This is a genomic window from Sphingomonas jinjuensis, from assembly GCF_014197105.1.
GTDB classification, from domain to species: domain Bacteria; phylum Pseudomonadota; class Alphaproteobacteria; order Sphingomonadales; family Sphingomonadaceae; genus Sphingomonas; species Sphingomonas jinjuensis.
This window is the reverse complement of record NZ_JACIEV010000004.1, coordinates 1-17990: the sequence shown is the minus strand read 5'-3', so window position 1 is coordinate 17990 and position 17990 is coordinate 1. Positions and strand designations below refer to the sequence as shown.

The 17990-nt window shown below is 64.9% G+C and carries 18 protein-coding genes; 9 read left to right on the top strand and 9 right to left on the bottom strand.

Annotation, left to right across the window (positions count from 1 at the left end; all coding sequences use genetic code 11):
• Nucleotides 1-737: 737 nt before the first annotated feature.
• Nucleotides 738-3644, top strand: coding sequence for an excinuclease ABC subunit UvrA (gene uvrA, locus GGQ80_RS07695; RefSeq protein WP_183983456.1), 2907 nt, complete (start codon nt 738-740; stop codon nt 3642-3644).
• Nucleotides 3645-3675: 31 nt separating this feature from the next.
• Here uvrA and GGQ80_RS07690 read toward each other — a convergent pair whose 3' ends face one another.
• The 3 genes from GGQ80_RS07690 to GGQ80_RS07680 form a co-directional block, all read right to left on the bottom strand.
• The gene (locus GGQ80_RS07690; protein ID WP_183983455.1) at nt 3676-4242 is read right to left on the bottom strand and encodes a HEPN domain-containing protein; all 567 of its coding nucleotides are present in this window, start codon (nt 4240-4242) and stop codon (nt 3676-3678) included.
• A 52-nt stretch (nt 4243-4294) separates the two neighbouring features.
• Nucleotides 4295-5473 (bottom strand): DUF262 domain-containing protein, encoded by a 1179-nt coding sequence (locus GGQ80_RS07685; RefSeq protein WP_183983453.1) that lies wholly within the window; start codon nt 5471-5473, stop codon nt 4295-4297.
• A 148-nt stretch (nt 5474-5621) separates the two neighbouring features.
• Entirely contained in the window at nt 5622-6047 is a 426-nt protein-coding gene (locus tag GGQ80_RS07680) for a hypothetical protein (RefSeq protein ID WP_183983451.1), read from the bottom strand.
• A gap of 202 nt (nt 6048-6249) precedes the next feature.
• On the opposite strand from GGQ80_RS07680, the gene GGQ80_RS07675 reads away from it, so the two are divergent.
• The 3 genes from GGQ80_RS07675 to GGQ80_RS07665 all read left to right on the top strand — a co-directional run bounded on the left by GGQ80_RS07675 (nt 6250) and on the right by GGQ80_RS07665 (nt 8473).
• Complete coding sequence (locus GGQ80_RS07675) at nt 6250-6870, top strand: SOS response-associated peptidase family protein (protein ID WP_183983449.1); 621 nt, start codon at nt 6250-6252, stop codon at nt 6868-6870.
• Nucleotides 6871-7163: 293 nt separating this feature from the next.
• Nucleotides 7164-7400: a hypothetical protein gene (locus tag GGQ80_RS07670; RefSeq protein ID WP_183983447.1), complete on the top strand. Its 237-nt coding sequence runs from the start codon at nt 7164-7166 to the stop codon at nt 7398-7400.
• Nucleotides 7397-8473, top strand: a complete 1077-nt coding sequence (locus GGQ80_RS07665) for a hypothetical protein (RefSeq protein ID WP_183983445.1) — start codon at nt 7397-7399, stop codon at nt 8471-8473. The genes GGQ80_RS07670 and GGQ80_RS07665 overlap by 4 nt, the downstream gene beginning before the upstream one ends.
• Here GGQ80_RS07665 and GGQ80_RS07660 read toward each other — a convergent pair.
• From GGQ80_RS07660 to GGQ80_RS07635, 6 genes are all read right to left on the bottom strand, one after another.
• Nucleotides 8457-8606 (bottom strand): hypothetical protein, encoded by a 150-nt coding sequence (locus GGQ80_RS07660; RefSeq protein ID WP_183983443.1) that lies wholly within the window; start codon nt 8604-8606, stop codon nt 8457-8459. The genes GGQ80_RS07665 and GGQ80_RS07660 overlap by 17 nt on opposite strands.
• A 213-nt stretch (nt 8607-8819) precedes the next feature.
• Nucleotides 8820-9398, bottom strand: coding sequence for an inorganic diphosphatase (gene ppa / locus GGQ80_RS07655; protein ID WP_183983441.1), 579 nt, complete (start codon nt 9396-9398; stop codon nt 8820-8822).
• Between the two features lie 22 nt (nt 9399-9420).
• Nucleotides 9421-11349 (bottom strand): M61 family metallopeptidase, encoded by a 1929-nt coding sequence (locus GGQ80_RS07650; RefSeq protein WP_183983439.1) that lies wholly within the window; start codon nt 11347-11349, stop codon nt 9421-9423.
• Between the two features lie 96 nt (nt 11350-11445).
• Complete coding sequence (locus tag GGQ80_RS07645; RefSeq protein WP_183983437.1) at nt 11446-11832, bottom strand: hypothetical protein; 387 nt, start codon at nt 11830-11832, stop codon at nt 11446-11448.
• Between the two features lie 48 nt (nt 11833-11880).
• A complete protein-coding gene (locus tag GGQ80_RS07640; RefSeq protein WP_183983435.1) occupies nt 11881-12033 on the bottom strand; it encodes a hypothetical protein in 153 nt (50 codons plus the stop codon).
• 175 nt (nt 12034-12208) lie between these two features.
• Complete coding sequence (locus GGQ80_RS07635; protein ID WP_183983433.1) at nt 12209-12847, bottom strand: DUF1345 domain-containing protein; 639 nt, start codon at nt 12845-12847, stop codon at nt 12209-12211.
• 50 nt (nt 12848-12897) lie between these two features.
• Here GGQ80_RS07635 and hisS point away from each other — a divergent pair, with 50 nt between their 5' ends.
• From hisS to GGQ80_RS07610, 5 genes are all read left to right on the top strand, one after another.
• Complete coding sequence (gene hisS, locus GGQ80_RS07630) at nt 12898-14115, top strand: histidine--tRNA ligase (RefSeq protein ID WP_183983431.1); 1218 nt, start codon at nt 12898-12900, stop codon at nt 14113-14115.
• 16 nt (nt 14116-14131) lie between these two features.
• Nucleotides 14132-15208 carry a peptide chain release factor 1 gene (gene prfA / locus GGQ80_RS07625; protein ID WP_183983429.1) on the top strand — a complete coding sequence of 359 codons (1077 nt, stop codon included), beginning with the start codon at nt 14132-14134 and terminating at the stop codon, nt 15206-15208.
• A gap of 24 nt (nt 15209-15232) precedes the next feature.
• Complete coding sequence (gene prmC, locus GGQ80_RS07620) at nt 15233-16063, top strand: peptide chain release factor N(5)-glutamine methyltransferase (RefSeq protein ID WP_183983427.1); 831 nt, start codon at nt 15233-15235, stop codon at nt 16061-16063.
• A 258-nt stretch (nt 16064-16321) separates the two neighbouring features.
• Nucleotides 16322-17179, top strand: coding sequence for a DUF4167 domain-containing protein (locus GGQ80_RS07615; RefSeq protein ID WP_183983425.1), 858 nt, complete (start codon nt 16322-16324; stop codon nt 17177-17179).
• Between the two features lie 169 nt (nt 17180-17348).
• Entirely contained in the window at nt 17349-17777 is a 429-nt protein-coding gene (locus tag GGQ80_RS07610; RefSeq protein WP_183983423.1) for a CBS domain-containing protein, read from the top strand.
• The last annotated feature ends 213 nt before the right edge of the window (nt 17778-17990 follow it).

The following is a 17990-nucleotide window of genomic DNA, read 5'->3' as shown; positions in this document are numbered from 1 at the left end:
CCGGTATACGGCGTCTGATAGTCGTCGCCTGACGAAATGATCTTGCCGGCGCGATCATCGTATACGGCGAGAGGACCGTTCGAGATGCCGGTTTCGGCAAGCAGCGTGTATCGCTTGTCTTCAGTCAGGATCGACGAGCCGCTGTAGTAGATTCCCCCGCTGAGCGGTGAAAAGGTACCCGTCGTCAGATCGAGGACAGAAACGGCGGAGCCGCTGACGATAGCTTTGCCGCCGTCAACGACTTCAACGTCTCTATATCCACTGCCACTGCCCGAGAACGTTCCGGTCGTACGCCCTGTAGCCGTATCAACGCGGTAAATTACGGGAAGTCGAGGATCCGACGCGAGAAGATAGGATCCATCCTCCGATAGTGACAGCGCACCTAGGGCTGAACTGATCTGCCAGGTCGCGATCTTGGTTTGAGACGCAATGTCAAATACTTCAATCGTTCCGTTTTGGTTGCTAATGAAGACTTTGCTCTGATCGAGACTGAACGTTGCATCTGCCGCGCCCGACGCGACTAGCGTCTTCGCATTCGCCTTATCTGCCATGTTTCCCCCGGATGTACAGCGGCCGCGATCCCTTGCGCGCCGTCAATTTGCTAACGGGCGCCTGTATCCGCCTCAATAGTTTTTTCTGGCGCTATTCCGGACAAAATTGGCCGAGGTGGCGTTTGGCTTGTCGCCATCCTACATCCCACCCTAGCCCCCTGGCCGGAACGGATGTAGAACGCCCCCATGTCCCTGACCACCATCGCCGTACGCGGCGCTCGCGAGCACAATCTCAAGGATGTGGATGTCGACATCCCGCGCGACACGCTGACCGTCATCACGGGGCTCAGCGGCAGCGGCAAGTCGTCCCTCGCCTTCGACACCATCTATGCCGAGGGGCAGCGGCGCTACGTCGAGAGCCTGTCGGCCTATGCGCGCCAGTTCCTCGAGCTGATGCAGAAGCCGGACGTCGACCATATCGAGGGCCTGTCGCCTGCGATCTCGATCGAGCAGAAGACCACCAGCCGCAACCCGCGCTCGACGGTGGCGACGGTCACCGAGATCTACGACTATATGCGCCTGCTCTGGGCGCGCGTCGGTATCCCCTACAGCCCCGCGACCGGCGAGCCGATCGCCGCGCAGACCGTCAGCCAGATGGTCGACCGCGTCATGGCGCTGCCCGAGGGCACGCGGCTCTACCTGCTCGCCCCCGTCGTGCGCGGGCGCAAGGGCGAGTATCGCAAGGAGCTCGCCGAATGGCAGAAGGCGGGCTTCACCCGTGTGCGCATTGATGGCGAGCTGTACGAGATCGACGAGGCGCCGGCGCTCGACAAGAAGTACAAGCACGACATCGAGGTCGTCGTCGATCGCCTGGTGGTGCGCGAGGATATCGCGACGCGCCTCGCCGACAGCTTCGAAAACGCGCTCAAGCTCGCCGATGGCCTCGCCTATGTCGACCCCGCCGATCCGGTCGAGCCGCACACCCCCAAGCAGGAGGTACTCGGCGACAACGCGCCCCCCGGCCGTATCGTCTTCAGCGAGAAATTCGCCTGCCCGGTCAGCGGCTTCACCATCAGCGAGATCGAGCCGCGGCTGTTCTCGTTCAACGCCCCCCAGGGCGCGTGTCCGGCGTGCGACGGGCTCGGCGAGAAGCTGATTTTCGACGAGGACCTCGTCGTCCCCAACCACGATCTGTCGATCAAGAAGGGCGCCGTCGTCCCCTGGGCGAAGTCGAACCCGCCGTCGCCCTATTACATGCAGGTATTGGGCAGCCTGGCGCGCGAGTTCGGGTTCGACCTGGAGACGCCGTGGAAGGACCTGCATCCCGAGATCCGGGACAAGATCCTCTACGGCACCAAGGGCAAGCCCGTCACGCTGCGCTTCGTCGACGGCAAGAAGTCGTACGACGTGAAGAAGCCGTTCGAGGGCGTCATCGGCAACCTCAACCGCCGCCTGCTCCAGACCGAGAGCGCGTGGATGAAGGAAGAGCTGTCGAAGTACCAGTCGGCGCAGCCCTGCGAGACCTGCCACGGCGCCCGCCTGAAGCCGGAAGCACTGGCGGTGAAGATCGCCGGCCAGGACATCGCCCACGCCACCCATCTGTCGGTGGTCGACGCGCTCGCCTTCTTCACCGACATGCCGTCGACGCTCACCGACCAGCAGCGCGCGATCGCCGAGCGCATCCTGAAGGAGATCGTCGAGCGCCTGGGCTTCCTCAACAACGTCGGCCTCGATTACCTCAACCTCGACCGCACGTCGGGCACGCTGTCGGGCGGCGAGAGCCAGCGTATCCGCCTGGCGTCGCAGATCGGCAGCGGGCTGTCGGGCGTGCTCTACGTCCTCGACGAACCCTCGATCGGCCTTCACCAGCGCGACAACGACATGCTGCTCGCGACGCTGCGGCGGCTGCGCGACCTCGGCAACACCGTGCTCGTCGTCGAGCATGACGAGGACGCGATCCGCACCGCCGACTATGTCATCGACATGGGGCCGGGCGCCGGCGTCCACGGCGGCCAGGTCGTCGCCAAGGGCACGCTCGAGGAGGTCCTCGCGACCGAGGGCAGCGTCACCGCCGATTACCTCAACGGCACCCGCGAGGTGCCCGTCCCCGCCACCCGGCGCAAGGGATCGGGCAAGAAGCTGACCGTCCACAACGCGCGCGCCAACAACCTCAACGGCGTCACCGCGAGCATCCCGCTCGGCACCTTCACCTGCATCACCGGCGTCAGCGGCAGCGGCAAGTCCAGCTTCACCATCGATACGTTGTTCGCCGCCGCCAGCCGCCAGCTCAACGGCGCGCGCATCCTGGCGGGCAAGCACGACAAGATCACCGGGCTCCAGCACCTCGACAAGGTGATCGACATCGACCAGTCGCCGATCGGCCGCACCCCGCGGTCGAACCCGGCGACCTACACCGGCGCCTTCACCCAGATCCGCGACTGGTTCGCCGGCCTGCCCGAAAGCCTCGCCCGCGGCTACAAGCCCGGCCGCTTCAGCTTCAACGTCAAGGGCGGGCGGTGCGAGGCGTGCCAGGGCGACGGCGTGCTCAAGATCGAGATGCACTTCCTCCCCGACGTCTACGTCACCTGCGACGTGTGCCACGGCGCGCGCTACAACCGCGAGACGCTGGAGGTGAAGTTCAAGGGCAAGTCGATCGCCGACGTGCTCGACATGAACGTCGAGGACGCCGCCGCCTTCTTCGCCGCCGTCCCCCCGATCCGCGAGAAGATGGCGATGCTGGCCGAAGTCGGCCTCGGCTACGTCAAGGTCGGCCAGCAGGCGACGACGCTCTCGGGCGGCGAGGCGCAGCGCGTGAAGCTCGCCAAGGAACTCGCCCGCCGCGCGACCGGCAGCACGCTCTACATCCTCGACGAGCCGACCACCGGCCTCCACTTCGAAGACGTCCGCAAGCTCCTCGAAGTCCTCCACGCGCTGGTCGAGCAGGGCAACACCGTCGTCGTCATCGAGCATAACCTCGACGTCATCAAGACCGCCGACTGGGTCGTCGACCTGGGCCCGGAGGGCGGCGTCAAGGGCGGCGACATCGTCGCGGTCGGCACGCCGGAAGAGGTGGCGAAGGCGAAGGGGAGTTATACCGGGCGGTATTTGGCGCCGTTGTTGGCGAAGGGTGCGCGGGCTGAGGCGGCGGAGTGAGGGTGGGAGGCTTCCTTAGCGCCGCTATCTGTTACGATCCTAGTGCTTGCAATGCAAGTTGTTCGAACGACTTAAATTGATCGATCAGGCGTTCGGCGAGAATTTTCTCTTCCTTGGGGTCGGGCAGAACCGAAATCTTAAGTAAAGCCTTATGGGCTACATCGCCCCGACGCGCACCCAAAAGGTTCAGATCAATGATCATTTGATCATCTAATCGGATTTCGTCGAGGCCAATTGGTATAAAAAGAGAAAGCAGATTGTGCGCTTTAAGGCCATTATTAGAAGATATTCTACGCCTCATTTCGTTCAGACATGATAGCTGCGCTCTCATCTTAAAAGAGCGCGTGCTTACCTCGTTCAATTGAGATGGCGGTGACCCATGAGCCTCCGGTCGATAGAGGATTAATATGGCCTCAGCACCATTACAGTTCATGCTATTTCGAATATTTTCCTCTAATTTGTTAGTTATATCGAGTGCTAATTCTTCCAAGAACGACTCAACTTCCGCATGAAAAAGAATGCGAAATGCGGCCGCTGCAGTATATTCTTGATGCGTATAGTTCCCCGTTGCGGAAAAGCGTTTTGGTAGGAACTGCATGCGTAGTTCCCAAAAGCGGCTATCAAGGGCTCTTAGTGACGCAGAACGCATTTTAGATTGGCGACACGACTGGTATTTCAATTGCTTGCTCGAGAGCTGCAGCCCAAAGGCTAAAGCGATAATGAACTGACTCAAGACTTTTTGTCGTTCCGCTGACCGATGTGCTAAAGCGGTAGTCTTTCGACACTGCCTTGTACGCATCTTCGACTCGACTTCGAAGCATTAGCGCTGCGTTCGCAATGTCTGGCTGCGAAAAGTAATACGCCATAATATCAAACACTGCCCGGTTAATCCGGGTTTCATAATAGACTGTGTTCCATCGCTTAAAGGCATTACGTCCGAACACCTCTTGGGTAACATTTATAGCGCGCTCCATCGCTCCAAGAGACTCCACTACCTCCGCGCAAATTTCGTTCCAACCGCTATTAAACATCCTTGTAGTCTCATCAAGAATATACTTAAGATTACCATTATACAAATGCATAAAATGCTTAAAGGCTAAATACCGCAGCGCTATCTCATTATCTCGCATCCGAAAATCCGGTTGCTTTAGGCCAAGCATTGACTTTATAGACTTACTTTCAATAACAAACCGGTTCAGGAAAGTCGTAAACGGGCCAGGGTGGAGAGCCTGTCTCAATTCTTGAGGGGAGAGCTGAACGCTACCACTGTTAATACGAAGAAAAACTTCGTATAGGAAGTCCTCGGTCGGCCAAGCACGTATAACAACAGTACGAATAGTCGCATTCTCAAAATCGGGTGCCGAATCTCCAAAAAGAGACTGAGTAAGATTCGCATAGCTTAGGCCATTTAGGTCAGTTCTTAGTTTAAGGCCAGACAAAGCAAAGGGACGAAACTCACTATCATCATCACGTGCAGCAAATTGACGTAAGGAAAGTAGTCGCTGTTTACCGTCAATTACAATATATGATCCGCGCCGTGTCTTTCTTTCAGCCAAAATAATCTGAGGGGTAGGTATCCCGAGAATCAAGCTCTCGATGTACTGGCTTTTCCTAACCCTATTCCAGGCATCTCGGCGCTGAAAATCCGGATCGAGAAATATGTTACCCTTCGTTAGCTGACTTACGACCGTTTCTGTTGTCCAGTCAGACGACGATATTGCGGCATCATATCGGTGGATACTATCGCCCAGGATAATATCTTGTTCATCTTCCTGCTGGTCAAGAGGCGCGAACTTTGCATCTTCGTAATCGGTTGGATTTGTAGCCATTAGACAATCCTGAATGAATAGGTGGCAGCGGTCAATCAGCGTTGTGGTTCTGCAAATTGAGATTTGCTGGGCCGTTCATTGGAGCGGGCTTGACTATGACGATGGCGGCTGACCCCCGTGTTGCAAATGCGCGCACATCGCACCCCCCTCACCCATGATACCGCCGCTCCCGCTCCTTTGCCGCCTCCAGCTCCCGCACATCCTCGCGCAGCAACTCGGCCGCCGCGCGCCGCACCTGTAGCTCCGCCACATACGGCCCACGCGTGCGCAGCCATTGCAGCACCTCGGCGCTGGGCCTGAGGCCGACGTTGCGGATGATCGCCTGCAGCGCGGTCAGCGTGTCGCCGGGGCGGCGCGGGGGGCGGGTGTCGGTGGGCAGCGGCGTGCGGATCGCCAGCCAGAACGCGTCATAGGGCCAGCGCTCGCCATTGCCGCTGGCATAGAGGAAGGCGAGGGCGAAGCGCAGCGCCAGGCTGGGCGGCGGCATTGCCTCGCGCGTCTCGATCGCGCGCTCGGCTACCTCGTCCACCGCCAGCAGCGCCTTCCAGATCAGTTGTTCGCGAACCCGACTCATGACCGGTGGAACGTAACAGGAACGGATGCGGTTGCGCTATCGTGGGATGGCAAAGGGTTGGGGATAATTTTGCTTGGGGCGGGCGGGGTGGCGACGCGGCGAAGCCGCGTCGTCGATCGGCGCGGGGGCGCCGTCGGCCGATCGAGCCGGCGCCTTTGCGCCGGGCTGGATTTAGGCTTCGCTAAATCCTAGCCTTTGCTCGATGTGCAACGAAGTCGCTCGCCGCATCGCCCTGGGCCAACTGCGCGACGACTGGTCGCAGCTGAAGGTGCCGCTCGTCTTTCCAGAAGGGCTGCCCAACCTCGGTGAGCAGGACAGCATCCGCATCACCGATACCGCGCTCACCCTGCGCGCCGCTGCCGATGGCGCGGTCGCCGGCGCGATGCGGCGGTGGAGCTGGCCGGGGCAGGGCGGGCGGCCTGTCTATAACTACCGGTCGGAGGGGCGCAGCCTCGGCAATGGCGCGACGATGGGCCGCTGCCTGATCCCCGTCGACGCCTTCTTCGAATTCACCGCGCCCCCCGCCGGCGCCCCGGCGCGCGCGCGCAAGACGAAGTGGCGCTTCACCGCCACCCCCGGCGGCCCGCTCGCCTTCGGCGCCACCCCCTGGTTCTGCATCGCCGCCGTCTGGCGCGCCGACGCGGGCGGCGAGGCCTTCTCGCTCCTCACCGGCGAACCGGGGCCGGACGTCGCGCCCTACCACCACCGCCAGGTCATGCTGCCCCCGCCCGAAACCTGGACCGGCTGGCTCGACGGCTCGCTCCCCGCTGCCGACGTGCTGAAGCCCGCGGCGGCCGGATCGCTGACCGTCGAGCAGGCGTAGCCGCCAAGGGCGCGACAAAATTCTCCGCGCCTCTGCGTGAACCGATCATCCTTCGCGTCTTCGCGTGAATCAATTGTTCTTAGTGTCTTCGTGTGAGCCAATGGATCGTTCGCCCGGCGGCGCGCCGTCACGGGAGTAAATCCCGTGACGTCGAACGGCGCTGTAGCGCCGCCGGCCGAGCCCGCCGCCGTGAGCGCGCAATTTGCTTCGCAAATTTCTTGCGCGGCGGGCTGTCCTACAGACCTTTGTTCCGCATATGTACCCGGTCCTCTCCATCAGAAAGGACGCGAACCGTGCAGACGTTCCACCCCGGCAACCAGGTCAACCTCGGCCAGCCCGAGCTGATCGACATCCCCGCCAACCCCGATCACGACACCGTCCGCCGCTGGCAGGCACACGTCGACGCAGGCCGCCTCGGCACCCGCCCGGCGACCGATCCCGCGGTCGCCGCGAACCGTGCCGCCACCAACGCGCTCTTCCGCTCGATCGCGCGCGACCGTCGCGCCCTCGCCCGGGAGAACCGCGCATGACGGCGATCCGCTCGCTGGCGCATGATCCCTTCGCGCCCACCGAACCGCCCGCGCTCGTCTCCTCGCGCCGCCAGGATGGCTGGTCCGCGATCAGCCAGCGCCAGTTCCTCGAAGCAATTGCAGAGGGCCTCAGCGTCGAGAGGGCCGCGATGCGCGTCGGCTTGTCGCCCTCGGCGGCCTATGCCTTCCGCCGCAGTGCCCGCGGCGCCGCCTTCGCGCTCGGCTGGCGCGCCGCGTCGATGATCGCGCGCGAGGTCGTTGCCGAGACGCTGATGGCGCGCGCGCTCGACGGGCAGGAGGAAACGATCACCCGCGACGACGGCTCCACCGTCACTCGTCGCCGCTACGACAATCACCTCGCGATCCGGCTGCTCAATCGCCTCGATCGCCAGGCGGAGACGCTGCCCGACGCCGATTGCCGTGCCGCACGGATCGTAGCGCTGGAATTCGACGCGTTCCTCGACGTCGTCGAGCGCGACGAGGCGCCCGCCTGCGCCGGGCTGTTCCTCGCCCGTCGCGGCGAGGGGCTGGCGGCGGGGGAGGGACAGGTGCCCGATCTCGCCCCCGTCTACGCGCTCGCCGCCGCCGACCGTCTGGTCCGCACCGGCGTCGCCACCGCCGCCGAGGTCGCGACCGACGATCTCGACGTGACGCAGCGCGCCGGCTGGACGGCGGAGCAATGGGCGCGGGCGGAGGCCGCCGGCCTCGTCGCGCTCGCGCCGCCGCAGGGCGACGAGTCCGATCTGCCCGCGATCGAGTGTGAAGAGTCTCAACATTCGCACACCGACGACGAGCAGGAGGACGAGATCGACGGCCTCGTCTATCGCGATCGCGTGACGGGCGAATGGCGCACCCTTTACCCGCCGCCCCCCTATTTCGATGGGCGCGAATGGGGTCGCTTCGGCGAACTCTTCTATCGCCGCACGCTCGCGCCGCACGAACTCGATCTGGTCGAGGCGCAGGTCGGCCGGCTCGATCCCGAAACGCTGGCCGAGCGCTTCGCCCAGTACGACGACTGGATGGCGGCGATGCGCGACCGCGAGCAGCGCTGGGCGACTATGCGTTCCGGGTGAGGCTGCTCTTGCGCCCGCCGTCGTCCTTCGCCGGCGGCCGGTCGCGGTCGAGCGTATCGCTCGGCTGCTTGGCGTCGCCGGTCTTCTGGTGCTCGGTCGACAGATTGTGGTCGGGGGTGCCCTGCTCGGTCATCGCGCGTCTCCTAACGCGATGAAACGCGCAGGATGCCTTTTGGCCCCCGGCGTCTGCCCCTCATCCTCCGTCATCCCCGCGAAGGCGGGGATCCATGGCGCGGCGAGCGGCTCGGCCCGATAAGCGCGGTCGTCGCTTGCGGAGGGCTGGATTCCCGCCTTCGCGGGAATGACGAAAGGGGGGGCAGGGTTACCTGCCTGCCCCCCGGCGCGATCAATCGCGACCCGGTACGTCGTGGTCGTGCGGCTCTTCGCCCTGCTTCTTGGCGTCGTTGTAGCGGTCGATCGCTTCCAGCGTGATGCGCTTCGCCTCGCTGGCGTCGCCCCACGTGCCGACACGGACCCACTTCTTCTTCTCCAGGTCCTTGTAGTGGGTGAAGAAGTGCTCGATCTGCTCGAAGACGATCTCGGGCAGGTCGGCGCGCTCGCCGACGTTGCTGTAATAGGGGAAGGTCTGGTCGACCGGCACGCAGACCAGCTTCTCGTCGCCGCCGGCCTCGTCTTCCAGGTTCAGCACCGCGATCGGCCGGGCGCGGACGACGCAGCCCGGGATGAACGGCGAGCGCGCGACGACCAGCGCGTCGAGCGGGTCGCCGTCGGGGCTCAGCGTGTGCGGCACGAAGCCATAGTTCGCCGGATAGCGCATCGGCGTGTGGAGGATGCGATCGACGAACAGCGCGCCGCTGGCCTTGTCGAACTCATACTTCACCGGCTCGCCACCGGTCGGCACCTCGATGATGACGTTCAGGTCGTCCGGCGGGCTCTTGCCTACCGGGATCATGTCGATACGCATGCTCTGATCTTCTTCCCTGCTCTTATTTGGCCGTCAGCAGACGATCGAGCCCGGTTTCGCCCTGGCCGACCTTCTCGAGGCGCGGATAGCGGGGGCCGCCGTGATAGTCGATGGCAAGGTCGCGGAAGCGTGTGCCATTCTTGACGGTCAGCCGGATCGGATCCTTGCTCGTCTTGGCGTCGAGGATCGCCTTCTTCAGCACCTCGGGCGAATAGGCGGTGCCGTTGACCGCCTGCACCTGGGTGCCGACGTCGATCCCCGCCTTGAACGCCGGCGAATCCCAGATCGTCTGCGTGACCTCGCCGTCCTTGTTGACGACGATGCCGATCGAATAGCTGGCATCGGTGCCGCGAACCTTCTCGGCGCCCAGGAAATATTTGGTCGGCTCGGGCGTGTAGACCAGCTTGTAGCCGTTCATGGCGAAGCCCTGGATCGGCGCGGGCTGCCCCGTCTCGGTCAGCCGCTTGGTCAGGAAGCCGGCCCAGTCATAGGGCACGATCCCGTTCAGCGTCGCCGCGACGTCCTCGAAGCGATAGGTCACCTCGCCCCAATCCCCGTCGCGGATGCCGAAGAACGCCTTGGCGAAATCGTCGATCGACTTCGTGCCCCCCGACTTCTGGCGGAGCATCGCATCGACCTCCATCCACACCATCAGGCCTTCGTTGTAATAATCCTCCGACCGCTGCCAGCTGGTCCAGCCCTTGGGCCGGCGGGCGGAGATGATGGGGTCGTTGGTGGTGTCGATCAGATTGCGCCACTGCCGCGCCGGCGCGGTGTCATAGGCGCCCAGGATCATCGCATAGCCGTCGAGTGTGTCCTGCTTGCTGACCAGGCCCGAGCGAGCCTGGAGGACATAGCCCCAGAACTGCGTCTGGCCTTCATAGACCCACAGCGACTGGTCGCGCATCGGCGTGCGGTAATCGGGCGTCCACAGCTCGGCACCCCGGCGGAACTTGCCGTCCCAGCTATGGCTGAACTCGTGCGGCAGCAGGTTGCGCGACGCCGCATTCTGCTCCCATTCGGTAAAGTAGTTGGGCCGCGAGCCGTTTTCGGAACTGCGGTGATGCTCCAGTCCGATACCGCCGAGCTGGTCAGTCAGCGACAGCAGGAATTCGTAATGGTCGTAATGCTGTGCGCCGAACGCCTTCACCGCCTGGTCGACGAGCCGCTTGTGCGCGTCGATCTGCGCCGGGGTGGCGTTCAGGTTGGCGGGATCGTCGGCATAGACGTTGAGGTTGACGCGGGGGCTGAGCGCCCAGGTCTTGCCGTAGCGGCCGGCCAGGATCGGGCTGTCGACCAGGATCTCGTAGTTGGTCAGCTGATAGGCATAGGTCGATGCCGCCGCGCCGGTCCCCGCCTTCGCCGGCACCGCACCGGCGGCGGTGAAGCCGGCCGGATATTTGACCGTCATCTGGATCGGGATCTGCCGCGTGAAATAGCCAGCCGGATACAGGCTGACCGAATTGGGCTGAAGGCTGACCATGTTGGGAGTCATGACGACGCGGCCCTGGTCGGGCTTGGTCGCGCTGATGAACTGGAATTCGACGTCGAGTCGCTTGGCGCCATTGGGCACGTCGATGTGGAAGGCATAGACGTCGACCTCGTCACGACGCCACGGCAGCACCTTGCCATCGGCGCGAATGACGAGGCCCGCCAGCTTCTCGATCTCGCCGCGCGGCGCGTGGTTGCCGGGCAGCCACTTGGGGTACAGCAGCACCATGTGCCCCGCCTGCACCACGGGGATCGTCTCCTTGACGCGGAAGATCCCGCGCTCGTTGTCGGTCGCGTCGACGTCGAGCTGGATGGTGCCGGGGAAGGCGACGTCGCGGGCGGCGGGGATGGTGTCGACGATCGGCACCGGCTGCGGCGCCGAATTGCCCGGCGGCACCTGCGCAACGGCAGCGCTGGCGACGGAGGTCAGGAGAGACGCGGCAAGGGCGGTGCGGATCATGGAAGCCTTTCCGGCAAGACGGTGGATGGCCGCGGTGTAGAGGCGGGAAAGGTCAGACGTCCAGTCTCTTGGCAGGCAGAAGAGGCCGTCTGCGATTCACCGATGGCGGCGAAGATGCTCCATCCGCGGCTCGACCAGCCGCAGGATGAAGTCGATGCAGCCCGCCGCCCAGACCTCGACGCGTTGCAATGCCTCGGGCGTCGCCGTCACGATGTCGTCCAGCCGCCCCTCGCCGTCGCTGACGGTCAGCCCCTGGCTGTTGGTAAAGCGAATCCACCGCTCGCCGGCTATCCTCGATCCCCCGATACGCTGGAGCAGTTCGCGGGCCGTCAGCCGTTCGCCATGCGCATCGGCGACGAACAGCTCGAGCAATATGTCCCAACCCTGTTCGCCGATGAACAGGTCGGGCGGGAACTGCCCGGCCCGCGATCGGCGAAGATCGATGATGGATTCGACCAGGACCGTTGCGTCATCGAGCGCCACGCCATTCTCCCCTGCAATGACCGACGAACGCTACACGATCGCCATCGACTAACGCGTGCAGGTCATCAATCGTTCATCGACTCGCGCGAGCGCCATGCTGATATGGGCAGCCAGCACATGGTCGCCTTCCCGATCGGCGAGGGCGAGCAATTGCGCCAGTTGGTCGCGCATATAGTCGAGGGTCGAGCGTTCGGGGATCAAGGTCGTCTCGTTTGGCAAGGAAGAGGGCGGGGCATGCTGGCCATCGTCGCCGGTCTCCGCGCCGGGATGGCAAGCCGGTCGGTCGCGGCAATCGCGGCAATATGGTAGGTGACGGGCCCCGGTCCAACGGTATCTACACCGTTACGGCCCTTTGCACCGGTCGCCCAACCGCGTTTCAGCCGGCGTTGCCGATGGTGTTGATCGTAAAGGCGAGGACACCGAGGTTGAAGACGAACGCCGCCAGGCACTGGCCGATCGTGACGACCCGCATCGCGGTCGACCGGATTGTCACGTCCGACGTCTGGAAGGTCATGCCGAGCGTGAAGCTGAAATAGACGAAATCCCAATAGACGGGCTCGTCGGTATCGGGAAAGTCGAGCCCGCCGGCCGCGTCGCCCGCCATGTAGAAGATGTGGGCATAGTGAAAGGCATAGACGAGGTTGGAGAACAGCCAGGCACAGACCAGCGTCGCGATCGACAGGCCGATGTCGACGCCGCTGTTCTTGCCGCGCAGCTCGACGTAGACCGCGGCCAGGATCACCAGCGTGACCACCGCGGTGAGCACCAACAGCGCGGATCGGTTCGCGTCGTTGTCGGCTGCGGTCTGGCGGATGTCGGTCGCACGGCGGCGGAAGCGCGGTACGCTCATCGCGAAGAAGACCAGCGCGGCCAGGTCGAAGCCCAGCATCACGCCACGCGTCGTGCCGAGAAGGACAGCGAGGCCCAGCCCGCTCACGATCAGGACCAGCGTGAAGACGACGAAGGCGGGCGGGGCGATGCGGCGGCCCAGATGCAAGCGGTCGAAGAGGCTCATGTTTCGGACGCTAGCGCGCGGCCCTGACCTCGCCTAGATAGCCGCGCTCCATGGCCAGGCAGCAATCTCCGCAGCGCGTGCGCGGCACGCAGGACATCTTCGGCGACGACGAGCGCCGATTCACGCATGTCGTCGAGACGTTCGACCGGCTGCGCCGGCTCTATTGCTTCCAGCGCGTCGAGGTGCCGACGTTCGAGGAAACCCAGGTGTTTGCGCGCTCGATCGGCGAGACCACCGACGTGGTGGCCAAGGAGATGTACACCTTCCCCGATCGCGGCGGCGATTCGCTGACGCTGCGGCCGGAGTTCACCGCAGGTATCGCCCGTGCGTATCTGTCGGAAGGCTGGCAGCAATATGCGCCGCTGCGGCTGGCGACGAGCGGGTCGGTGTTCCGCTACGAGCGGCCGCAGAAGGGTCGCTACCGCGAGTTCCATCAGATCGACGCCGAGATTCTGGGCGCGGCCGAACCGACCGCCGACGTCGAATTGCTGGCGCTTGCCGACCAGTTGCTGGCCGAGCTAGGCATCGCCCAGGGGGTAACGCTGCAGCTCAACACGCTCGGCGATGCGGCGACGCGCGATGCGTGGCGCGCGGCGCTGGTCGCGCATTTCGAGGGGCATCGCGGCGAGCTGTCGGAGGACAGCCTGGTACGGCTTGCGAAGAACCCGCTGCGGATACTCGACAGCAAGGATCCGCGCGACCGGCCGATCGCCGATGCGGCGCCGGGTATCGACGCCTTTATGTCGGCCGAGGCGGGCGCCTTCTTCGAGGCGGTGCAGAAGGGGCTTCAGGCCTCGGGCGTCGCCTTCGTCCGCAACGAGCGCCTGGTGCGCGGCCTCGACTATTATCGCCACACCGCCTTCGAGTTCGTCACCGACCGGCTGGGTGCGCAGGGCACCGTGCTGGCGGGCGGGCGCTATGACGGGCTGATCGAGAGCCTGGGCGGCGCACCGACGCCGGGGGTCGGCTGGGCCGCCGGGATCGAGCGGCTTGCGATGCTCGTCGAGGGCGTTGACGCGCCACGTCTGGATGTGGTGCTGGCGGTCGAGGACGATGGCGCGATCGATGCCGCCTGGGCGGCACTGGGAGCGCTGCGACGCGCGGGCCTGTCTGCCGAGATGATTGCGACCGGATCGCCGCGTAAACGCTACGACAAGGCGGCGAAGCTCGGCGCCGGCGTGCTGGTGTCGGCCCGTGCCGAGGGTCTGACCGTCAAGGATGGCCCGGACTCGGCGCGTGTGCGCGAGATCGTCGGTGGGTCGGCATGACTGAAGCTGCCCAGCCATGGTGACGATATCCCCCGAGCGGATCCGGCAGATCGAGGCGCGGCGCGACGAGCTGTCCGCGATGATGGCGACCGGCGAGCTGAGTGGCGAGCGCTTCGTCCAGCTGTCGAAGGAATATGCCGAACTCGAACCGGTCGCGGCGGCAGCGGGCGAGGTGCGGCGGCTTCGCCAGGAGGCGGAGAGCCTGGCCTATATGGCCGAGGACAGCGAGGACGACGAGCTGCGCCTGATGGCCGCGGAGGAGCTGCGCGACAATCGCTCAGGGCTCGCCGATGCCGAACACCGGCTGGCGCTGGCGCTGCTGCCACGCGACGCTGCCGACGAGCGCTCGGCGATGCTCGAGCTGCGCGCCGGGACCGGCGGCGACGAGGCGGCGCTGTTCGCGGGCGACCTGTTCCGCATGTATCAGCGCTATGCCGAGCGTCAGGGGTGGCGGGTCGAGCTGATCTCCGCCTCCGCGTCGGAAGCCGGCGGCTACAAGGAGGTCGTCGCCAGCGTCAGCGGCACCGGCGTGTTTGCGAAGATGAAGTTCGAGAGCGGCGTCCACCGCGTCCAGCGCGTGCCCGCCACCGAAGCGGGCGGGCGGATCCACACCTCCGCCGCGACGGTTGCGGTGCTGCCCGAGGCGGAGGAAGTCGACCTGCAGATCGATGAGAAGGACCTGCGCGTCGACATCTATCGGTCGAGCGGAGCCGGTGGCCAGCACGTCAACACCACCGACTCGGCGGTGCGGATCACGCATATCCCGACCGGCATCGTCGTGATCCAGCAGGACGAGCGCTCGCAGCACAAGAACCGCGCCAAGGCGATGAAGGTATTGCGGACGCGTCTCTACGAGGCCGAGCGCGAGCGGCTGGCATCGGAACGGGCAGGGGCGCGCAAATCGATGGTGGGGTCGGGCGACCGGTCCGAGCGGATTAGGACCTATAATTTCCCGCAGGGGCGCGTGACCGACCATCGCATCAACCTGACGCTGCATCGCCTGCCCGAGATATTGGAGGGCGACCTCGACGAAATGATTGGCGCCCTGGTGGCGGAGGACGAGGCGGAGCGCTTGGCCTCGCTCGATGGGTAAAATCAGCGCCCCGCGCGACCGGGCATGAGCGACGGGACTGCCGCTACGGCGCGTGACGCCTTGCGAGTGGCGGCCCTGCGCTTTGGTTCTTCCGATACGCCGCGCCTCGACGCCGAATGGCTGCTGGCGCATGCGCTGGGGATCGATCGCTCCGCGCTGCTCCTCGATCTCGATCGCGGCGTGCCCGCCAGCTTCGCCGCGCTGGTCGATCGTCGCGCGGCGGGCGAGCCGATCGCCTATATTATGGGAACGCGCGGTTTCTGGACGATCGACCTCGCCGTCGGGCCCGGCGTGCTGATCCCGCGCGTCGATAGCGAGACGCTGATCCTGGTTGCGCGCGAGCATTTTGGTGAACGAGCGCCGGCGTCGGTGCTCGATCTCGGCACCGGGCCCGGCACGCTGCTGTTCGCCGCGCTCGATGAATGGCCAGAGGCGCGCGGGATCGGGGTAGAGTTCTCGTCGGCGGCGCTACGCTATGCGCGGGTCAATCGCGATGCGTTGGGCAAGGCCGAACGCGCCTCGTTGATCCGCGGCGATTGGGCGGCCGCGATCGAGGGGCGCTTCGACCTGGTCCTCGCCAATCCCCCCTACATCGGTACGGGCGAAGCGGTGGCACAGGACGTAGCCGGCCATGAGCCGGCCGCCGCGCTGTTTGCCGGCAGCGATGGCCTCGACGCCTATCGCGCGCTCGTACCGCAACTCCCGCGGTTGCTGACCGACGGGGGTATGGCGGCGATCGAGATCGGCTGGACCCAGGCCGAGGCCGTCTCGGCGCTGGTCGATACGGCAGGATTGCACGCCCACCTGCGCCACGACTTGGGCGGTAGGCCTAGGTGCATCGTAGCCACGCCTTGAATTTGTCGCTTGCTGCCCGATATTTTACTTGAACCATTGGCCTGCCCGTCGCTAATGAGGTCGCCGGGGCACGCATTTTTTTCGACAAAGAGCGTTGAAGACAGGCGGACGCCCGCATCCTTCGTCATGAAACCGCTGCAGTCCGGCGGCCGTGGCAGGCTCTCAGCGATCGGCCTTGCGCCACGCTGCGAGGCCCGAAGGTTTGCACCGTGACGCGGGAGCAAGGCCAGTTTTGGTTCTGAGCACAAGGACAGTAGCTTGATCAACAATCGGCAGAACGGCCGCCGGCGTGGCCGTGGCGGCGGTAATGGTGGTGGCGGCAACGGCCAGCGCCAGGGCGGCCAGGGACGTGGCGACAGCGGTAATCGGATCGACAACCGCGCGCGCGGCAACGCCGCCCAGCTTCTCGAGAAGTACAAGAATCTCGCGTCGGATGCGCAGCGCCAGGGCGACCGCGTCACCACAGAATATTACCTCCAGTTCGCGGATCATTATTTCCGCGTGCTCGCCGACCAGCGGGGCCGGTTCGAGAATCAGCAACAGCCGCGCGTCCAATCGCGCGACGATTTCGATCTCGATGGCGACGACGATTTCGGCGATGAGGGCGAGCCGATCCGTGCCGGCGAGCAGCAGGGCGACGGCGATGGCGTCGGCGGCCAGCAGCACGGCCAGCGCCGCGATCGCGACCGCGACGACAATCGCGGCAACCGCTGGGACGGCAACCGTCAGGAAGCCCGTGGCGAGCGCTCGGAGCGCGGCGAGCGTCCAGAGCGTGGCGAGCGCAGCGATCGCAACGAACGTCCGCGGCGCGAGGATCGTCAGGAAGTCGCCGGGCAGCACCGCTCTGACCCGCCGACGCAGGACGAATCGCTGAACGATCGCGCCGAAGCCGTGCTTGAGGCTGACGCACCCGTAACGCCGCGCCGCCGTGGCCGTCCCCGCCGCGACGCAGCGCCGGTCGAGCCGCAGGGCGAGGCCAATGGCGTCGACGCCGACCGCTTGCCGCCGTCGCTCGGGATCGCGGCGCCCGCCAATGACGAGGGCACCGACGAGCCAAAGCCACGTCGCCGTCGCACGCGTGCCGCTCCGGTCGAGGTGCCGACCGCGGCGGAGTGACATTATCTATCGATCGAACGGGCCGGTTCTCCAGCAGGGGAGCCGGCCTTTTTCGTATCGGCGTCCCGGCATCGTTCGAGCCGCGGCGCGGACCCCGCATCTCCTTTTGCCATTGAGGCGCGGGTGTGGTTTCCTCCCGCTTGCACGACAGAGCGACAGGAGAGGGCGGATGACCATCGCGGCGATCCTCAAAACCAAGGGCGGCGACGTCGTATCGCTGACCCGCGACGCAACGGTGGCCGACGCCGTTGCCCTATTGGCAGAGAGGCGGATCGGCGCGCTGCCGGTCATGGACGGCGACACGGTCGCCGGCATCTTTTCCGAACGCGACGTGGTCGCTTGCCTTCAGGCAGACGGCGCAGATGCGCTCCATCGACTGCTCGGCGAGGTGATGACGTCGCCCGTCCAGTCGGTGGGCGAGGGCGAGGCGGTGATCGCCGCGCTATCGCTGATGACGCGGCGGCGCATCCGCCATCTCCCGGTGGTCGAAGACGGACGAATGGTTGGGTTCGTGTCGATCGGCGATCTGGTGAAGTACCGGATCGACCGCATCGAGGCCGATGCGAACGCGATGCGGGCCTATATCCAGTCGGCTTGAGCGGGATTCAGGCCTGAATCGACGATTCCTGCTCCGGCCGACTCACAATTAGCCGTTAGGTTCCGGCATTGGCGCATCTCCTGCGCGTCAGGAACCTGCGGAAATCTGGGGAAAATGTACGGCCTCGTCAAAAAACTGCAAAAAGCTGTTGACCGGTGGGTGAGGGTCACCTAGATGGCTGTCACCGCAGCGGTGGCCCGGACGGGTTGCTGG